The following is an 18,593-nucleotide window of genomic DNA, read 5'->3' on the forward strand; positions in this document are numbered from 1 at the left end:
CATCCGGTGTGGGGGATGACCGGCCGGGTGGCAGGCCGAAGAGTCGGGTGAGCACACGCGAGCATTCGGCAACCGCGGTGCCAACAGGGCCGATTGGACGATGCCGGTTCGCCGGTCATCGAAACCGCTCGCGGACGGAGAAACGGCGGAAGACATGTGTCGTTGGCTGGCCTACATGGGTTCACCGGTACGTCTCGAGGATCTGCTGTACAAGCCGGAGAACTCGCTCGTGGTGCAGAGCAGGCACTCTCGCCTGGGGGTGGAGTCCCTTAACGGGGACGGGTTCGGGGTCGGGTGGTACGGCGAGCGGGAGACGCCGGGAGTGTTCCACAGTGTCAAGCCGGCGTGGAACGACCGCAACCTGCGCGAGCTGTCGGCATTCGCCAAGTCGGGCTTGTTCTTCGCGCATATCCGGGCCTCCACCGGCACCGCCGTTCAGGAGACCAACTGCCACCCGTTCCGGCACGGCCGCTGGCTGTGGATGCACAACGGTGCCATCGCGGACTTCCCGAAGGTGCGCCGCGAGCTCAGCTTCGCGATCGACCCCGCGCTCTACCCGGACATCTCGGGGTCGACCGACTCCGAGATCCTGTTCTACCTCGCCCTGACCTTCGGCTTGGCGAAGGACCCGCTGTCCGCCGTGGCCCAGGCGGTCGGGCTGGTCGAGAAGACCGGCCGGCAGTGCGGCACGACGCACCCGGTCCAGATGACGGTCGCGACCACCGACGGCGAAACCCTGTGGGCGTTCCGGTACTCCAGCGAGGGCCGGTCCCGGTCCCTGTTCCACAACACCGACATCTCGACACTCCGCCATCAGCACCCGGACAATCCGCAACTGCACGACCTTTCGGAGGACACCCTGCTGGTCGTGTCCGAGCCGCTGGGGAATCTGCACGGGGCCTGGGCGGAAATACCCGAGTCCACCTGCATCGTGGCCAAGGACGGCAGGACGGAACCGCACCCGTTCGCACCCGCCTGACGAGCGGACCGAACGGAGCCGGCCACTCTGGACGCTGCACCACGATCGGCATGGTGCGGGCCATGTTCACCCGCCCTGATGCGACCGCCGCACACCTGGCGCGCGGGGTGGGTGGAGGTGTGCTACGGTGTACGCGGATGTTAGTTTTGTGTTCGTGTTTGTGCGCGCTCGCGAAACATTGTCGCGGGTTTTGGATTTTCCTCCAGGTTTGGTCGGAGACGATCCCGTCACAGACTCCCGGTCCGCCGCACCCCGCAGCGTTCCGTATACACGACCTGTCGAGGAGACAACATGACTCAGGGCACCGTTAAGTGGTTCAACTCCGAAAAGGGCTTCGGCTTCATCGCGCCTGACGGCGGCGGCGCCGACGTATTCGCGCACTATTCGGAAATCCAGGGTGGCGGCTTCAAGTCGCTCGAGGAGAACCAGCGCGTCGAATTCGAGATCAGCCAGGGCCAGAAGGGCCCGCAGGCCACCGGCATCACCATCGTCTGACTGGCATAGCAGCCAGAACGCAGCAGGGCCTCGCTCGGTACGAGCGAGGCCCTGTCGCGTTGGCACCGACCTCGGCCGATGACGGGAACCGCCTGGCCATTGCGCCGGTGTGACGGGCTGGCTACAGTGAGTGCCTAGACGTTTGAAACGTTTAAAGTCGCCGTCCCGGCACGCTGAATGGGAGCCCTGCCATGCCCCGGACCAGCCGCCGCGTGGTCGTGACCGCGCTTGTCGCCACCGTCATCCTGTCCGGCCTGGGCGTCCCGACCCCGCCGGTCAGCGTCGCGCAACCCGCACCGGCGGTCAGCCTGGCCGGTGCGCATTGGATCTGGTATCCGGAGGGCGATCCGCGGGTCAGTGCGCCGGCGGCCCACCGCTACTTCCGCGCGACGTTCACCGTGGCCGCCGGTGCGGTCAGTGACGCCCAGTTGGTCGTCACCGGTGACGACACCGTCGACGTCTGGCTCAACGGCAAGCCGCTGGCGGCTTCGCCTCGGGTCGTCGACGCGTGGCGTACGGCCCTTTTCGTCGACCTGGCGCCGGCCGTGATCGCCGGTACCAACACGATCGCGCTGGCCACGCGCAACCTGACGGTGGGTCCGGCGGGCGTCGTCGGCCGCCTGCGGGTCGCCACCGGGGGCGGTACCACCGAACGGATCACCGACGGGACCTGGCGGTCGGCGCGGTCGGTGCCGGAAGGTTGGGAGCAGCCCGGATTCGTCGATGCCACCTGGCCGGTTGCCGCCGACCTGGGTGGCTATGGCGTCGGGCCGTGGAACACGGGGGTGGCCGCGCCGAACCCGGCCGCCGTGTCCCCGCTCACCGTGGCGGCCGGCACTGTGGAGCGCCGAACCAACCCGCTCGGCGTCGACAGCGCCCGGCCGCGGTTCGGTTGGCGGCTCGGCTCGGCGGCGGCACAGCAGCGGCAGGCCGCCTACCAGGTGACGGTGTCGACCAGTGCCGCCAACACCGGCGACGTCTGGGACAGCGGCCGGGTCTCGTCGGGCCAGCAGGTCGACGTGGTCCACGGTGGCGGCGCGCTCGCCTCGCTCACCCGGTACTTCTGGCGGGTGCGGATCTGGGACGGTCAGGGTCGGGTCAGCGGGTGGAGCGCCACGCAGAGCTTCGAGACCGGGCTGCTCGCTCCGGCGGCCGAGTGGGTCGGCGACTTCATCGGTCAGGCCGCGGTGGCGCCGGACCTCGGCGGGGCGAGCTGGATCTGGTACCCCGAGGGCGATCCGGTCGCCGGCGTGCCGGCCGCCAGCCGGTTCTTCCGGCGCACCCTCGACCTCGCCGCGGCCCCGGCCGGCGCGACCCTGGTCGTCACCGGGGACGACACGGCCGACGTGTGGGTCAACGGCGTCGCGGTCAGCACCTCGCCACGGGTGACCGACTCCTGGAGGCGGGCGACCGTGCTCGACCTGACCGGGCGGCTGGTCGCGGGCCGCAACGTGATCGCGATGCGGGCCGAGAACACGACCCAGTCACCGGCGGGACTCATCGGCAAGTTGGCGCTCCATAATGGACAGACGATCATCACCGATGCCGGGTGGAAGGCGAACCAGGGCGCCCCGGATGGCTGGCAGCGGAACGGTTTCGACGACAGCGCGTGGCCGGCTGCGCGGGCGCTGGCGTCCTACGGTTCCGGCCCATGGGCCTCGAACGTCGCGGTCAGCCAGCCGTCTCCGTTGCTGCGCAAGGGGTTCACCGTCAGCAAGCCGGTCGCGAGCGCGCGGCTGCTCACCACGGCACTTGGCCTGCACGAGACCCGGCTCAACGGTGCGCGAGTCGGCGCGGACGTGCTGGCACCGGGCTGGACGGACTACACGAAACGCTTGCAGTACAAGGTGTTCGATGTGACCGGGCAGGTCCGGCCTGGCGTCAACGCACTGGGCGCCTGGCTCGGCAACGGCTGGTACTCAGGCAGCATCGGCATGGCCGGCAACCAGCGCTACGGGACCCAGCCGTGGTACTCGGCGCAGCTGCGGATCACCTTCACCGACGGCACGAGCACCGTGATCCGGACCGACGGAAGCTGGAAGGCCGCCACCGGCCCGATCCGCTCCGACGACCTCTACCACGGCGAGACCTACGACGCCCGGCTCGCGGTGGCCGGCTGGGACGGCCCGACGTTCAACGACGGCACGTGGTCGAACGCGGTGGTGCGCACCGCGGCCAAGCCGACCCTGGTGTCTCAGGTGGACAACGGGGTCACCGTCCAGCAGGAGTTCCGGCCGGTGGCGATCACCCAGCCGCGGCCCGGTGTGTGGATCTTCGACCTGGGCCAGAACTTCACCGGCTGGAACCGGCTCGCGGTGTCCGGACCGGCGGGCACGACGGTCACGATGCGGCACGCCGAGGTGCTCAACCCGGACGGCACGATCTACACCGCCAACCTGCGTGCGGCCCAGGTGACCGACCGGTTCACCCTGGCCGGCACGGGCGGCGTCGAGAGCTACGAGCCGCGCTTCACGGTGCACGGCTACCGCTACGTCGAGGTGACCGGGCTGCCGGCCGGCATGACGCCGACCACCGGCATGGTCACCGGCCGCGCCGCATGGACCAACGGCGCCCAGACCGGGACGCTGACCACCTCCAACGCGCTGGTGAACCAGTTGCAGCACAACATCCTGTGGGGCGAGCGGTCGAACATGCTGTCCATCCCGACCGACTGCCCGCAGCGCGACGAGCGGCTGGGCTGGACCGGCGACATCGCGATCTTCGCCGGCACCGCCACGTTCAACGCCGACGTGCACGGCTTCCTCGACAAGTTCACCGACGACCTGGTCGACGCCCAGCACGCCGACGGCGCCTTCACCGACGTCGCGCCCGGCGTGCTCGGCGGGGCGGGCAAGGCCGGGTGGGGCGACGCGGGCGTGATCGTGCCCTACACCCTGTGGCAGCGCTACGGCGACACCAGGGTGATCGACGAGCACTTCACCGCCATGACCCGATGGGTCGACTACCTGCGCGCCACCGCCGGCACCGACCTGATCCGCAACCGGGAGACTTACGGCGACTGGCTCAACGTCAACGACAACACCGCGCAGGACCTGATCTCCACGGCGTTCTTCGGCTGGTCGGCCCGGCTGGTCGCGCGCATGGCCGCCGCCACCGGCCGCACCGCGGCGGCCACGTCGTACGGCCAGCTCGCCGACCAGGTGGCAGCGGCGTTCACCAACCGCTTCGTCGCCACCGACGGCACGGTCGGCGCCAACACACAGACCGGTTACGTACTGGCGCTCGCGTTCGGGCTGTTGCCGCCCAACCGGATCCGGCCCGCCGCCGACCGGCTCGCGGCGAAGGTCACCGCCACCGGCGGGCACCTCTCGGTCGGGTTCCTCGGGGTGGAGAACCTGCTGCCGGTCCTGGCCGACAACGGCCATGTCGACACGGCCTACCAGATCCTCCTGCAGCCCGACTTTCCCGGCTGGGGCTACATGCACAGCCGAGGCGCCACAACGGTATGGGAGCGCTGGGACGGCATCCGCCCGGACGGATCGTTCAACGACCCGGGGATGAACTCGTTCAACCACTACGGGTTCGGCTCGGTCGGCGACTTCCTCTACCGGCAGATCGGCGGCTTGGCCCCGGCCAGCCCCGGCTACGCGGCACTGCTCATCGCGCCCCGCCCGGGAGCAGGCCTGACGTCCGCCCGGTCCACCTACCTGACCCCCTTCGGCACGGCGATCAGCGAATGGTCCAGCTCGGCCGGCGTCCTCACCCTGCGGGTCACGGTCCCCGCCGGCACGTCCGCGACGGTCCGGGTTCCGACCCCGCGCCCGGATGTGGTCACCTATCCCGCCGAAGCGGTTCCGTCGAGTCCCGGCACCTTCCACCTCCCGGCCGGCTCCTATGTGTTCACCGCACCCGCGTGAGCGGAGTGTCAATGGCTGTCGACAAGAACGTTCGCGACATGCTCGACGAACGCCATTACGGACGGCAATATTCTGGCTGTGCAAGCAGTCCTCTCGTTCACCGAACGCACCACCGGGGCCACGAGAGAGGCGCATTGGTGCGCCTTCTGGACATTGGCTGACGACGGCACCGTCACGATCGACAACGCATACTTCGATCCGGCCGATTGGCCCGGGGTTCCAGTGGCCGGCGACGTCGACCCGAGCTGAGCCGCGGCCGTCCGTCTGGGGGGCAAACGTACTTAGGTAGTCACCGGTATCCCTAGGGGTAACGGGGATGAGTACCCAGGATCTGGGAGTTTTGGTTGCCATTGAACCTTTCCGGCGGACCCGCGTAATACCCGGCAGACGACCGAAGGACGGGAGACGATGACAAAACGAGACCGCATATTGGCAATGCTCGGTGCGCTGGTGCTGGCAGGGGCGTCCGCGTGCGGCGGTGACGACGCCAGCAGTGGCTCCGGCTCGGCCGGCTCTGGTGGTAGTTCCGGCGACGGCGGGATGACCGTCTCGATTGCCGAGCCAGCCGACGGGTCATCGGTCCAGATGCCGTTCCAGGTAAAGGTGGACTCGAGCGTCGAGTTGGGACCGACAGAGTCCGGTAAGCACCACGTGCACCTCTTCTTCGATGGTGACGACAAGAAGTACGAGGTCGTCGAGTCGGACACCGTGGAGGTGACCTCGTCGTCGAAGTCAGCGGCGGGGCTGTCGTCCGGCCAGCATGAGATGAGCATCTCCCTGCGCAACGCCGACCATTCGCCGGCCGGTGCCGAGACCAAGATCATGGTCGAGATCGGTGGTTCCGGCGGCCAGCCGCAGCAGCCGACGAGCGGTGGCGATGGCTACTAAACGGTCGGGTCGGGTGGCACCAGAGATCGTCAGACGTAACAACGCCAGAACCCGTTGGTTCCACGCGGGCGTGTACCTGACCGTCTTTGTGTTGCTGTTCACCGGCTGGTGGCTCACGCTGGGCGAAGAAGGCGAGCCCAGCGTGCTGTCGGAGTTGTTCAGCCTCCCCGATACCGAGTTACACACCTATGTCGGGTGGGCATTCGCCGGTCTCGCCGCAGTGGGTGTCGTGCTCGGCTGGCGCGCGGCGCGGACCCTGCTGGTCGACTCGGTGCGGTTTCGGCGCTCGGACCTGCGCTGGTTCGGGCGCTGGCCGGCAGCGGTGTTCACCGGGCGGTTCGGCCGGCACGATGGCCATTTCGATCCCGGTCAGCGGATCATGAACCTGATCCTCGTCACGTTGCTGCTGGCGCTGATCGTCAGCGGGATCGGACTGGTGACCGTGTCCGGCGGGCCGGTGTTCGTGCTGTACAACGGAATCCACCGTTGGTCGACGTATCTGCTCACGCCGGCGTTGGCCGGTCACATCATCGTCGCCGCGGGTGTGCTTCCCGGTTACTTCGGCGCCTGGCGCGCCATGCACCTGGGAGGACGGCTGCGTACCACGGTGGCCGAGCGGCTGTGGCCGGCGTGGCTGGAACGCCAGCAGCGCACGGCGGAGCCACCGATGCTCACCGAGTCCGACCGCAGGCCTCGGTGACGTGGAGGCGGATGGCGGCTTGATCGTGGCGGGCCGTGGTTGGACGTCTGGCGCAAGACCGGACATCCAACCGCGGCCGGCCACGCGCCGCCGCTACAGCCAGCACGTGCGAGACCAGCTCGGCTGTCCGATCAGAACTGGTCGGCTCCGGTCAGGTCGCGCTCGAAGGCATCCGCGTGCGCGGCGACCAGCAAGAGCGGGCGCTCGAACTCCTCCTGGATACTGAGGTCCGCCAACGGCACGGCGTGCTTGACCAACGCGACGCCGTCCACCACCGCGGCGCCACCGACCATGACCGTTCCCGCGAGTTCGAGCAGGCGCCGCAAGTCGACCTTGTCCGCCCACCCCACCGGCGAGGAGATCTCGATCAACTCTGCCCCATCCGGACCGCGCACGTGGTGCACCGACACCTGCTGAGTCCGGTCACCCTCGGTGTCCAACCGGAAACGCAGCCAGGCGTCGCTTTCCTCCAACACCTCATACCGCAGCCGAACATAGTTGATCACGTCGAGCCAGATGCTCACCTCGTCTCCCTCCCGCCGCCGACCCACGCGCACGGCCTCCTCACGTGAGGGGGCGTCTCGGCGCAGAACTCCAGCTCCGGTTCTCCTGTCCACCTTAGAAGCATCGTGGATCGACGCCGGACGCAACGCCGCTCATCGCCGCCGAGCGCGCAGACACCCCAGCTCGCCCTGGCGCGCAGCGCGGACGGTGATCTCGCGCCGCGGATGGTGGTCGGGGTCTACCCGTGTTCACGCGCCGGCGGATACCACGTCATCGGCTCTCAGGTTCAGGAGGGTGGCGATGGTCCCGCCGGTGATCCGCCGTTGCACGGCGGGCGGCAGGCCCAGTTTGGCGATCTTCACGAGCTCCACGCCGGGATGCAGCAGCGGACCGTCCGAGCCGAAGATCAGTTTCTCCGGGGCTCGCCGGGCCGCGTCGGCCAGCGCGTCGAAGTACCGGACTCCGCTGGTGTCGGCGTAGACGTTGGGGTGGCGGATGAGCTGATCGATGACGGCCAGGAAGGTCATCCAGTCGTCGCGGAACCCGCCGAGGTGCGGCACGATGAAGGTCACCTCGGGGTACTGCCCGGCCAGCATCTCGCTGCGGGCGGTGTTGCCGAAGATGTCGAACAGCACCGGCAGCCCGTACCGGCCGGCGAGCGCGCAGGTCTTCCGGGACGGGTACGCCTCGGCGCCGTGCACCTTGATGCCGCGGAAACCGTGCACCTCCACGGCCCGCCCGATGATCCGGTCGAGCCCGCCGGCGTCGCGCTGCGGGTGCAGCGCGCAGAAGCCGGTGAGCCGGTCGGGCATCCGCGCGACGATCCGGGCCAGCCGCTCGTTGGCCGCCGGATAGTCGTCGTTGAACACCGGGAACACGATCGTGTGGCCGATGCCGGCTTCCTCGGCGCGGCTCAGGTAGGCGTCGAGTGCGGCCTCGGTGTCCCAGGGGCCGGTGAGGCCGTCGCCGAACCCGGCGTGGCAGTGTGCGTCGATCACCCTCATCGGGCCCTCCCGAGCCGGTTGACCAGATCCGCGATCGTGTGTGCGGCGCGGTGCATCCGGTCCAGGTCGACGTGTTCGTCCACGCTGTGCGCGTTCTCCCCGTGCCGGGCGAACCCGAGCGGCACGACCGCGGCCGCCGGGATCGCCTTGGCGAGCAGCGACACGGCCGGGATGCTGCCGCCGCTGCGGATCAGGGTGGGCGGCGCGCCCCAGGTCCGCCGCACGGCGGCCGCGGCGGCGCGGACCCCGGGGTGCGTCAGGCTGTCCAGCGCCCACGGCTCGACCAGCACGAGAGGTTCGAACTCCAACCGGGTGCCGGCGGGGGCGAGCGCGGCCAGGTGCTCGGCGACGAGCCGCCCGATCCGAGCCGGATGCTGGTCGGGAACCAGCCTGATGTTGAGCAGGGCGCTGGCCCGCGCCGGGATCACGTGCCCGGGCCCCGGCCGGCATCCCCCGGAGCACAGGGCGGTCACCACGACGGCGGGCCTGGTGGTGACCCGTTGGGTCGGGGTCCGCCCTGGTTCGCCCCAGCCATCGTGGGCCACCGCGGCGAGCCGGGCCTCGTGGTCGGCCACCCTGATCGGCCGCGGGGCCCGGATTCCGTGGTAGAAGCCGGGAACCGTCACCCGGCCGTCCGGGTGGTGCAGCGCGGCGACCAGCATCGCCAGCGCCTGCGCCGGGTTGGGTGCCGCGCCGCCGAACCGCCCGGCGTGCAGGGGCCGCCCGGACCCGGTCACGGTCAGCCTCGCGGTGAGCTCACCACGCAGCGAGCAGGTCAGCGCCGGATGGCCGGTCACGTCGGCCTCGGTGTCGCACACCAGCACCAGGTCGACATCCCGCAGCCAGGCGCGCAGCGAGCGCAGGGTGCGCGGCAGGTTCGGGCTGCCGATCTCCTCCTCGCCCTCGTACAGGAACTTGAGGTTCACCCGGCGCCCGGCGGCGGACAGCTCGCGGACCGCGTGCAGCCCGGCGACCACCGGGCCCTTGTCGTCGCTGGTGCCCCGGCCCCACAGGGTCCGGCCGATCCGTACGGCGGCGTACGGCGGCACCGACCACGACCCGGGCGGACCGGCCGGGACCACGTCGTAGTGACCGTAGATCAACACGGTGGGGGCGCCGGGCAGGCCCCGGCGCTGAGCCGTCACGACCGGCGCGGAACCGTTGGCGGGCAACGGGACGAGCGTGGCGCCGAGGCCGGCGAGCTGGGTGGCGAGCCAGGCCGACGCGCGGCGCAGGGCCGGTTCGGCCCCCCGCCCCGCACTGACCGTGGGCAGCCGCTGCAGCTCGGCCAGATCCCCGGCGAGACCCGTGATCATGACGCCCGCCCTTCCCCGAGTCGGACTCCGCCCAGCACGTCGGCGAGCGTCCGCACCGCGCGGTCGACCATCGCGGCGCTGTGGTCGGCCGTGATCAGGAACGCGATGCCGATCCCCGGCCGGCACCGGCGGTGCACCAGTACCGAGCGGATTCCCTTGCGCAGCAAGGATTCGTGCACCGCCTGGGCGTTCCCGGCCAGCACCGGCACGGTTTGTGTCGGCCACCGGCCCCCGTCCGGGGCAGGTAGCCCGTAGGTCCGGCACAACGACCGGAACCGCTGCACCAGCGCCGCCACCTGGTGCCGGCGCCGTGTCGCGTCGAGGGACTCGGTGGCGAGCGCGCCGGCCAGTGCCGCCCTGGCCGCCGCCGAGGGGCCGCCGGCGTGGATCCGGGACGGCCCGGTGCGCCGCACCTGCGCCACCAGCCGGGCCGGTCCGGTCACCACGGCCAGCGGCGCCCCCAACGCCTTCGCCGCGGACGCCACCAGCACCACCGGTGCGGCGGCCGGCAGGCCGAGCCAGGCCGCGGTCCCCCCGCCGCCGTGTCCGTACGGCCGGCCGCGGGTGGGCCGCGCCCCGGCAAGGCCGACCGCCTGCGTGTCATCCACCACGATCACCCCTCGTCTCGGCGCGACCGCCTCGAGCAGCCGGTCCAGCGGGGCGAGCCGGCCGCAGCCGGAGCACAGACCGTCCACGAGCAACACCACCCGCCCTCGCCTCGGCACCGCCGCGACCACATCGCAGACGTGGCCCGGGTCGAAGTGCCGGACCACGGTGGCGGTGACTCCGTTGGCCCGCAACGCGATCCGGCCTATCGGGTAGGCGACCTCGTCTACCAGGACGGTCACCGGCCCGGCGGTCAGCACCGACCACACGTCCACCATCGCGTGCAGAGTGGAGGTCTCCAGCACGCCGGCCGCCCGGCCGGTGCGCCGGGCGAGTTCCGCGGCCAGGCACATGGCCTGCCGCGGCTCGCCGAGCACCGCCGGCCGTCCGGTGGTCAGCCGCCGCCACGGCCGCAGCGCGGCGTGGTCGTGGCGGTAACCGAGGTAGTCGCTCGCCGTGAAGTCCAGACCTGCCACGTCAGGTGGTCAGCTCGTGGACGTTCCTGGCCGAGGCCTGCACCGCAGGCGTGCCGTTGCCCGAACCGATCGCGCCCCTGGCCGGCGCCGACTCGATCCGCTCCCGCAGCTGCCGCTGCAGCAGGATTCCCGGCATCGTCGTGTCCACGGTGGACCTGAGATCCACACCGGTCGCCGCCCGGTAGGCGTGCACGTAACCCTGGATCTCCGGGCGCCAGTAACGGGCCCAGTTCACCGCGGCCTGCGGCTCGATCTCGGCGGCCCAGTTGCCGAACCGGATGGACAGCAGGATCTGCTCGCCGAACGTGCCCAGGTCCCGGAAATGCGTGACGTTGACGTCGGTCCACCCCATCGCCGACTTCACCGTGTCCACCCGGTCCATCCAGGGCTCCCGGTAGGGCACCATGATCCGGCCACCGAGGAACTCGCGCATCTCCGGTCGGGCGAACATGAACATCTGCATGAGCATCTCGATCCGGGCGGTCCAGGGCAGGTCGCCGAACTGGTTGTGCGCCCCGGCCGTGACCACCAACTGAGTCTCCCGCAGCGCGTTGAGCAGCGGGAACCCGTCGGAGTGCACGGTCAGGTCGTCGTCCTGCTGGTAGAAGATCGTGCACAGGTGCAGCAGGTGGTGGAACGCGGAGATGAACTGCGAGCGGGTGTCCGCGCCGTCCACGTCGCCGACCGCGGTGCCAAGCAGCGTGATGCCGTACTGGTGGTCGTACTCGTAGGCCCGGCGCCGGACCGACAGCAGGAACGGCCGGTTCTGGATCCAGCCCCACAGGATGTTGTTCAGCCGCCGCAACGGGTCGATCTCCAGCCGGGCGAGGGGATCCGGCCCGCCGGGGATCGTGCGCTGGTTCTGGAAGCGGTTGGTGACCGCGTTGTGTGCCTGGACGAGCATGCCCTCCTCGTGCCAGTAGTTCCAGATCAACTCGAGGCCCAACGGGCCGACGATCTTGGACGCCAGCACCCCGTAGCTGTCACCGACGACGTCCTGCGGCCGCTTCGGCGGCAGGTCCGACAGCCGGTCCAGGATCAGCTTCAGATACGGCAGCACCTTCGGCTCGACGCCGACCGCGATCTGCTGGAGGTAGTCGTCACGCATGTCGGACAGCCAACTGTCCGACAGCGACCGCTGGTTGCGTCGGGAGAGCTCCCTCGGGTCGTCGCCGTCGATCAAGAACTGCTGGTCGTAGCGGTCCTGCAGGTAGTCGGAGTCGAGCCGGGGATTGAGGAAGGTGCCGTCGACGATCAGTCCGACCTCGTGCTGAAGGAAGAAGGCGGTGGCGGCCCGGAGCACCTCGAATCCGTCGAGTCCGAGAAAGGACAGGTCACCGACCTGCCGCCGCAGCTCCCTCGTCTCGTTCAGCACGTCCCGGTTCACGTTGAACACCTCGTTGACGTACCGGAAGTAGTTGTTGAACGAGATCGCGTTGGTGCGGTTGCGGATCAGCGTCCAGAGACCCTGGTGCGCGGTCGGTCCATCGTCCGGCCGGGCCAGCCGAACCGACGGAATGTCCGGAGTGGGCTCGGGATCGCGGACGACCGAACGCGGCAGGGTCGGATCGAGGTCCTCGATGAGACCGGGCCCGATGAGTTCGTCGCGGTCGCGCCTGAGCTGCGTGTCGTCCTCTACGACGTGCACCGGGTTCGGGGTGCTGGCTTCCAGTGCGGCCTCGATCTCCTGGGAGGTCGGCTTCGGGTCCTGGTTGCCATCGACCGGCTTGCGGTCCTTGGGTGGCATGGAATCGGCCTTTCTGTGCGGGCGCACGGCGTGCGCCGGTGTTCGGTCAGCCGGCGGCACCGGCCGGTTGAAGTTGCGGGTTCGAGTGGGCGGCGGCCATCCGCAACGTGGACCGCATCGCCCAGCCGGTGAGCATCCGGCTGACCGCCCGGCTTTCCTGCCGGGCGGTCAGCCGGCCGTCCCAGCGGGCCTGCCCGAGCACCGCGAACCGCAGCGCCGGCCGGACGTCGGCGGTGAGGTCGGGCCGCGTCACGCACGCGCCGAACAACCGGCGCAACGGTTCCGGATGCCGGCTGGGATGGGCGAGCGCGTCGGCCAGCGTGGTTCCGCGCAGCCCGGCCGGGGTGTGCCCGGCGAGCAACCTGGCCAGTGCCGGGATGGTCGGAGCCAGGTGGCCGATCACCTCGGCCACCTCCGGTTCGGCGCCGGACAGCGGGTAGAGCCGCAGCCACAGCCGGCGCAGCTGTGACCACTGTGGACTCGGGTAGAGCGTGTCGCCGATCGTCGCCGACACCATGACCCTGATCCACGGGAACGGATGCGGATCGTCCAGTGTGAACCGGAATACGAACGGCCTCGGCAGGCTGACCACACCCATCAGGCCGAGCGTCGATCCGATGCCGAGCTTCGCCACCGACCAGAAGTCCGCTGTGATCTCGGAAATCCAGGTCGCCCAGCATCGCCACGGCAGTCGTTCGGACACCGGTGCGGAGCCGGCCCGGTCGAGCAGTTCTGCCCGCAGGGCCGGCACCAGATCCAGAAGTGCCGCGCCCTGATGGCCCACCTCGTGGAACAGCGACGAGGCGATGCCGTGACCGACCATCCGCTCCCGCGGTATCCGGATGATGGCGACCGGATTGGTCGCCTCGCCCGGCAACCGCGTCCTGGCCCGGCGGATCGCCGCGCCCGGCCCCCGGTCCAGGTAGCAGATGATCGGCACCGCCTCGCTCGCGATTCCGTCGTTGAGCCGCAACGCATCCCCGGCCGCGACGTCCATTCCGGACAGCCAGGTTCCGACCGCGCTCTCCGAGCGTTGGGTGATCGCGTCGGAGAACAGGTCGAGCTGTGCCAGGTGCTCATTGAGCCGCAGCCGCAGCGTGGTGAACCGCCGCTGCGCCTCGGTGGCCGGAGCCGCCCGGCCCGGCCCGGCGAGCCAACTCAGGAATGCCCGTCCCAGCCGGCGCAACTTCGCCCGCTCGCGCAGCAGCAGCTTCTCCACGCCGATCAGGGCGCCGGGCAGCAGCACGGCGGCCGGCAGCATGGTCTCCTGCAGCACGAACGGCTTGAGCGCCTCGACCCGGACGAGTAGCGCACGCGTCTCGGCGGCGAGGAAGTCACTGGGATCGGGCATGACTCACGCGCCGATGAGGACGATGTTTCCGCCCTTGCGCACCCACTGGCCGCGCTCGCCCGGACCGCCGTTCTGGCCGTTCGCGTCGTCCTGGGGGAAGCCGTCCTGGTCGTAGGCGTCCCCGTTGGTGGACTCGACGGGCCGGTCGTAGCCGTAGGTCCCGCCGCGCCGGTAGCCGCCGCGGGGTCCGCGCCTGCGCTGACCGGTCGTGGCCGGCCGGCGGGTCCGGAAGCGCTGCGGAGTACGCCGGCCCCGCTGCAGCGCGGCCGGCGCGTGCGCCTTGGTCGCGCTCAGCACGGCCCGGCGGGCCGCGGTCATCGGCGGCACACCGCGCGAGGTCTGCGCGGAGGCGCGGCGGGCGGCGGTGGCACCGATCCGGACGAACCGGCGAGCCATCTCGAACTCCAGCTCCTGCTGGTTGATCTCCTGCTCGAACTCGAACAGGCCGCTGGCCAGCGATCCGAGCTTCGAGCCGATCGCGGTCCCGATGCCGGGCGCGACCATCGACCCGAGGGCGCCGCCGACCACCGGAAGGGCCTTCTTCGCCACGCCTTTCAGCACCCCGCCGAGCGCCTTGCCCGCCTTGGAGCGGGCGAAGTTCCGCACGCCCTTGACGGCGCGGCCCACCAGCTTGCCGATGAACTGCTCCAGCTCCTGCTCGGTGCTGACCTCCAGCAACTCGCTGGCCAGCTCCAACTCCTCCTGCTCGGACAGTGGTCCGGTGAGCTCGCCGCCGAGCACGGAGCTGACCAGCCCGCCCAGGAAGTCCTCCTGCTCGTACTCGTCCTCGAACTCGCCCTCGTCCTCCAGCTCGAGGTAGTCCTCGTGCTCGTGCGCCTCGTCCTCGAGCTCGAGGTAGTCCTCATACTCGGTCATCGTCGCGGTCATCGAATTTCCCTTTCTTGTCGCGGGTCTGGTGGTCAGCGGGGGAGCAGGACGATGGTGTTGCCGCGCATCTCCCAGCGGCCGGCGCGCGGCATGCCGGTGGCCACGCCGCACGCGCAGCCGCGCCGCTTGCGGGCCGCGGTGCCGGTCTGGGTGGCGCGCTGGGCCGCGGGGGAGGACCGCGGGATCCGGGCTGTCTCGAGCATCCGGTCGGTGATCAGGCCGGGGGCCTGCTCACGGGCGGCGGCGACCGTGGCCTGCCGCGCGACCTGGGCCGCCGGGCCGGTGCCCACCCTGCGCAGGCAGTTGCGGATCGCGTCGGTGGCGAAGCGGACGAACTGCCGGGCGACCTCGAACTCCTGGTCCTCGGCGCTCATGCCCTCCAACTCGAGCCCGAAGTACCGCTTGGCCGCGGTGCCCAGCGCACCGCCGGCCCGGGCGCCGGCCTTGCGGTAGCGCGAACGCGAGCCGCCGGTCACGCCGGCCAGGGCGGCGCCGGCGGCACCGCCCGCCGCGCGGCCCAGTACCGGTAGCACCCGCCCGGCGGCCTTCTTGAGGATGCCGCCGATCTGGCGGCCCTCCCGGCTGCGGGCGAAGTCCGACGCCGCGCCGGTGACGGTCCGCAGGACGTCGCCGAGGAAGTGCTCCAGTTCCTGCTCACTGGTGATCTCGAGGAACTGGGTCGCCAGCTCCACCTCGGCGTTCTCCCCGAGCTCCGGTTCGTTTTCGTCCTCGAACTCGAGGAAGTCCTCGCTCTCGTCCTCGTACTCGCCCGTGTACTCGTCCTCGTACTCCCGCTCGCGCAAGGCGAGCGGCGGCCCGGACTCCTCGAGCTGTACCTGGTCGATGTCATGCATGTGTGCCTCCGTGGTCGTGACCGGCTACGGAGACGAATGCAATTTCCGTGCCAACCCCCCGCCGGGAGGCGACCAGGGAAAACGGGGTGGTTGCGCGAAGACCGGTTCGTTCGTGGCGAAGGTGGGTTCGCGCTCAGCGGGCCGGCAGGCCGAGCTCGAGCCGGTACTTGGCGACCGCCCGGCGGCTCAGCACGATCCCGCGCGCCGCCAGCAGTTCCACCACCCTCCGGTCCGGCGGTCGAGGGACGGTGGAGCACAGCTCGGCGACCGCCGCGCGGGCGTCGTGGTTGGTCCCGAACATCCTGCGCAGGGCGATGAGCTGGCCGCTGACCAGCCGGGCGTGCCGGTGTGCCACGGCCCGGCTGATCGTCGACTCGTGCACCCGCAACCGTTGTGCGGCCTTGGTCTGGGTCAGCGGGGCAAACGCCGTCGAGCCGGCGAGCAGCGCAGGCGCGTGGTGCTCGCCGAGCAGGTCGCCGAGTCGCTGCAGCATGGACCAGCGGCGCTGGACCCGGCTGATCACGGTGCGCGCGTCCCGCATCCCGTCGCGGACCGAGGCCAACCTCCCGGCGGCGGCGAGATAGCCGGGATCGACGTCCAGGGCGAGCCCCTCGGACTCGGTGACCAGCGCGCGGACCCGGCCGCCGGCCACCTCGAAGATCAGGTCCGGCGGGCGCGGCGCCGGCCGGGACGGCCCGTCGCCGAGCCCGGGGTAGGGGCGCAACAGCCGGCCGAGGCGGGTGAGCAACGTTCGCACCACCTCAGGGGAACAGTCCTCGGCGGCCGCGATTCTGGCGAGCTCGCCCGCCTCGAGCCAGCCGGCGTGCACGGTCAGCAGGCGGCGGGCCAGTGCGCGCTCGGCCGGGCGCAACGGTGCGGCCCCGAGTTGGACGAGCAGGCTCTCCGCCGGGGTGGCCGCGGCGACACCCGGCGGACCGACGGCGCGCAGCACCTCGATGACGGCGTCGAGTTGGGCCGGGCCGACCCCGTGGCGCAGCACATCCCGGCGGGCCGCGGCGGTGAGCAGGCCGCGCTCGTCCAGCGCCGCCAGCACGGTCGCCACCGCCCCGGCCAGTGCCCGCGGTGCGGCCAGCCGCGCGTCGCGGTGCAGCGCATGCCAGGCCGAGACGGTCGCGGCGGGCTCGACGTCTCCGCCGCGGGCGGCCGATCCGCACCGCGGGCACGCGCCCGCCGCGAGTCCGCGACCGCATCGCGGGCACACCGGCCGCTGCCGGACCACGAGCGCGGGGTTGCGGTCGGCCTCGGCCAGCACCGCGTCCCGCAGGTCGCCTGCGGGCATCGCCAGCAGCGTGGCGGACACCATCGTCGAGACGCTGACCCGGGTGCGCAGTTCAGCGCGCGGCGCTGCCTGGACACTCGGGCCGGTGATCACCCGGCAACCGCGGACTCCGCCGCGCCGTCGCTGACCTCGGCGGTCGCCCGGCGCAACTGCAGCGCCCGGGCGGTCACGCCGAGGCGCTTGGCGGCCTGGACGAGGTTGCCGCCGGCCTCGGCCACCGCGATGGACACCGCGAGATCGGCGACGGTGGCCTTCAGCGCCCTCAGGTCGAGCCCGTCGTGCAGGGCGTCCCGCACGGAATCGGCCAGCCGCGCCGAGCTTCGCGTCGGGCTGCGCGGCTCGGGGTGCCGCGCGCCGTCCGGCACCGTACCCACTGTGATCAGCGGGCCGCCGACGTGCCGGATGGCGATCTGGGTGACCAGCTGACGCAGTTCGCGGACGTTGCCGGGATAGCTCCTGGTCAGCAGCAGGCGTTCGACCGCGGGGTCGAAGTCGGGCGCCTCCGCCCCGACGAGCTGGCTGAGAAAGTGCCGGGCCAGCAAGGGGATGTCGGCCACCCGCTCGGCGAGCGAGGGCAGCTGGACGGTCGCCGCCGAGAGCCGGTACAGCAGGTCGCGGCGGAACGCGCCGGACCGCTCCAGCGTGACCAGGTTCCGGTTGGTGGCGCAGACCAGCCGGAAGTCGGTCCGCTGCCAGCGTTGCGAACCGAGCGCCTTGAACGACTTCTCCTGCAGCACCCGGAGCAGCTCCGGTTGCAGCCGGGGTGGCAGCTCACCGATCTCGTCGAGGAACAGCACTCCGCCGTCCGCCTCGGCGAACGCGCCGCGCCGGGCGGTGTCGGCCCCGGTGAACGCGCCCCGCTCGTGTCCGAACAGCTCCGGCCCGGACAGCGTCTCGACGATCGTCGTGCAGTCGACGACGACGAACTTTCCCTTGTTTCGCTTGGTGTCCAGCCCGTGCACCAGCCGCGCGGCGAGTTCCTTTCCGGTCCCGCTTTCCCCGGTGAGCAGCACCGACGCGTCGGAGAAGCGGGCGATCTCCACCAGCCAGCGCAGCGCCGTCAGCCATGCCGAGCTGTGCCCGATCACGCGGCTGCTCACCGGTTCCGTGGTGGCCAGCCGGTCGACCTCGTGCCACCGGTACACCCTGGCCGCCACCGAGCGCATCGCCTCGATGCCGTCGTCACCCCACGCGAGTACATCGGCCGCGCCGGCATCCAGGAGTTCCCACGGATCGAGGTCCATCGGGCCGACCACGACCACCACGAGCTGCCGCCCCGCCGACAGCTTCGCGACCAGGTCAAGGCATTCCCCGGCCCACCGGACGATCAATACCCCGGGCATGCCACCCCCCGGACTCGTCCCCACTTCGACGCCGGCATCGGTCAGCAGCCCGGTCGCCCGCCGCCCGAACCCGGGCTCGTTCGGCGCACACAGCCACACCGAGACCGCGCGTTGTCGCATCGCGCCCTCCCCCGAGAGCGACCCGTATCTCCCCCGCAGACAGGGCCTCAGCGTTTGTATCGGTGCATCTGCTGGTTGTATTAGGCGGGGTAATTCGGGCACCACCGCCCGGCCGGAGAAAATGCCAGCTTCGTACGTTCCGGC

At 71.0% G+C, this 18,593-nt stretch carries 15 protein-coding genes; 5 read left to right on the forward strand and 10 right to left on the reverse strand.

Features of this window, described 5'->3' with window-relative positions; genetic code table 11:
• The first annotated feature begins 175 nt into the window (after positions 1-175).
• The 5 genes from VFV67_RS23645 (at position 176) to VFV67_RS23665 (ending at position 6,940) form a co-directional block, all read left to right on the forward strand.
• A complete protein-coding gene (locus VFV67_RS23645) occupies positions 176-979 on the forward strand; it encodes a class II glutamine amidotransferase (RefSeq protein WP_326472811.1) in 804 nt (267 codons plus the stop codon).
• A 291-nt stretch (positions 980-1,270) separates the two neighbouring features.
• A complete protein-coding gene (locus VFV67_RS23650) occupies positions 1,271-1,474 on the forward strand; it encodes a cold-shock protein (protein WP_326472812.1) in 204 nt (67 codons plus the stop codon).
• A 191-nt stretch (positions 1,475-1,665) separates the two neighbouring features.
• Positions 1,666-5,352, forward strand: a complete 3,687-nt coding sequence (locus VFV67_RS23655; RefSeq protein ID WP_326472813.1) for a family 78 glycoside hydrolase catalytic domain — start codon at positions 1,666-1,668, stop codon at positions 5,350-5,352.
• A 408-nt stretch (positions 5,353-5,760) separates the two neighbouring features.
• Entirely contained in the window at positions 5,761-6,240 is a 480-nt protein-coding gene (locus tag VFV67_RS23660) for a hypothetical protein (protein WP_326472814.1), read from the forward strand.
• 13 nt (positions 6,241-6,253) lie between these two features.
• Positions 6,254-6,940, forward strand: coding sequence for a cytochrome b/b6 domain-containing protein (locus VFV67_RS23665; protein ID WP_326472815.1), 687 nt, complete (start codon positions 6,254-6,256; stop codon positions 6,938-6,940).
• A 131-nt stretch (positions 6,941-7,071) separates the two neighbouring features.
• Here VFV67_RS23665 and VFV67_RS23670 read toward each other — a convergent pair whose 3' ends face one another.
• The 10 genes from VFV67_RS23670 to VFV67_RS23715 all read right to left on the reverse strand — a co-directional run bounded on the left by VFV67_RS23670 (position 7,072) and on the right by VFV67_RS23715 (position 18,449).
• Complete coding sequence (locus VFV67_RS23670) at positions 7,072-7,464, reverse strand: hypothetical protein (RefSeq protein ID WP_326472816.1); 393 nt, start codon at positions 7,462-7,464, stop codon at positions 7,072-7,074.
• 228 nt (positions 7,465-7,692) lie between these two features.
• Positions 7,693-8,448 carry an amidohydrolase family protein gene (locus tag VFV67_RS23675; RefSeq protein ID WP_326472817.1) on the reverse strand — a complete coding sequence of 252 codons (756 nt, stop codon included), beginning with the start codon at positions 8,446-8,448 and terminating at the stop codon, positions 7,693-7,695.
• Positions 8,445-9,764 (reverse strand): M20/M25/M40 family metallo-hydrolase, encoded by a 1,320-nt coding sequence (locus VFV67_RS23680; protein WP_326472818.1) that lies wholly within the window; start codon positions 9,762-9,764, stop codon positions 8,445-8,447. The genes VFV67_RS23675 and VFV67_RS23680 overlap by 4 nt, the downstream gene beginning before the upstream one ends.
• The gene (locus tag VFV67_RS23685) at positions 9,761-10,846 is read right to left on the reverse strand and encodes a hypothetical protein (RefSeq protein ID WP_326472819.1); all 1,086 of its coding nucleotides are present in this window, start codon (positions 10,844-10,846) and stop codon (positions 9,761-9,763) included. Before VFV67_RS23685 ends, VFV67_RS23680 begins: the two co-directional genes overlap by 4 nt.
• A gap of 1 nt (position 10,847) precedes the next feature.
• Positions 10,848-12,593 carry a hypothetical protein gene (locus VFV67_RS23690; RefSeq protein WP_326472820.1) on the reverse strand — a complete coding sequence of 582 codons (1,746 nt, stop codon included), beginning with the start codon at positions 12,591-12,593 and terminating at the stop codon, positions 10,848-10,850.
• A gap of 46 nt (positions 12,594-12,639) precedes the next feature.
• The gene (locus tag VFV67_RS23695; RefSeq protein WP_326472821.1) at positions 12,640-13,944 is read right to left on the reverse strand and encodes a hypothetical protein; all 1,305 of its coding nucleotides are present in this window, start codon (positions 13,942-13,944) and stop codon (positions 12,640-12,642) included.
• 3 nt (positions 13,945-13,947) lie between these two features.
• A complete protein-coding gene (locus VFV67_RS23700) occupies positions 13,948-14,832 on the reverse strand; it encodes a hypothetical protein (protein WP_326472822.1) in 885 nt (294 codons plus the stop codon).
• Positions 14,833-14,864: 32 nt separating this feature from the next.
• Complete coding sequence (locus VFV67_RS23705; RefSeq protein WP_326472823.1) at positions 14,865-15,686, reverse strand: hypothetical protein; 822 nt, start codon at positions 15,684-15,686, stop codon at positions 14,865-14,867.
• Positions 15,687-15,819: 133 nt separating this feature from the next.
• A complete protein-coding gene (locus VFV67_RS23710) occupies positions 15,820-17,079 on the reverse strand; it encodes a hypothetical protein (protein WP_326472824.1) in 1,260 nt (419 codons plus the stop codon).
• Positions 17,076-18,449, reverse strand: coding sequence for a sigma 54-interacting transcriptional regulator (locus VFV67_RS23715; protein ID WP_326472825.1), 1,374 nt, complete (start codon positions 18,447-18,449; stop codon positions 17,076-17,078). Before VFV67_RS23715 ends, VFV67_RS23710 begins: the two co-directional genes overlap by 4 nt.
• Positions 18,450-18,593 lie beyond the last annotated feature (144 nt).

Origin of the sequence: Actinophytocola sp., assembly GCF_035762905.1 — a bacterium.
Classification (GTDB): domain Bacteria; phylum Actinomycetota; class Actinomycetes; order Mycobacteriales; family Pseudonocardiaceae; genus DASYTH01.

Coding starts and splice junctions, on each gene's coding strand:
- VFV67_RS23695 (WP_326472821.1), bottom strand. CDS start 13,944: ATGCCCGATCCCAGTGACTTCCTCGCCGCCGAGACGCGTGCGCTACTC.
- VFV67_RS23660 (WP_326472814.1), top strand. CDS start 5,761: ATGACAAAACGAGACCGCATATTGGCAATGCTCGGTGCGCTGGTGCTG.
- VFV67_RS23650 (WP_326472812.1), top strand. CDS start 1,271: ATGACTCAGGGCACCGTTAAGTGGTTCAACTCCGAAAAGGGCTTCGGC.
- VFV67_RS23705 (WP_326472823.1), bottom strand. CDS start 15,686: ATGCATGACATCGACCAGGTACAGCTCGAGGAGTCCGGGCCGCCGCTC.
- VFV67_RS23645 (WP_326472811.1), top strand. CDS start 176: ATGGGTTCACCGGTACGTCTCGAGGATCTGCTGTACAAGCCGGAGAAC.
- VFV67_RS23675 (WP_326472817.1), bottom strand. CDS start 8,448: ATGAGGGTGATCGACGCACACTGCCACGCCGGGTTCGGCGACGGCCTC.
- VFV67_RS23700 (WP_326472822.1), bottom strand. CDS start 14,832: ATGACCGCGACGATGACCGAGTATGAGGACTACCTCGAGCTCGAGGAC.
- VFV67_RS23690 (WP_326472820.1), bottom strand. CDS start 12,593: ATGCCACCCAAGGACCGCAAGCCGGTCGATGGCAACCAGGACCCGAAG.
- VFV67_RS23680 (WP_326472818.1), bottom strand. CDS start 9,764: ATGATCACGGGTCTCGCCGGGGATCTGGCCGAGCTGCAGCGGCTGCCC.
- VFV67_RS23715 (WP_326472825.1), bottom strand. CDS start 18,449: ATGCGACAACGCGCGGTCTCGGTGTGGCTGTGTGCGCCGAACGAGCCC.
- VFV67_RS23655 (WP_326472813.1), top strand. CDS start 1,666: ATGCCCCGGACCAGCCGCCGCGTGGTCGTGACCGCGCTTGTCGCCACC.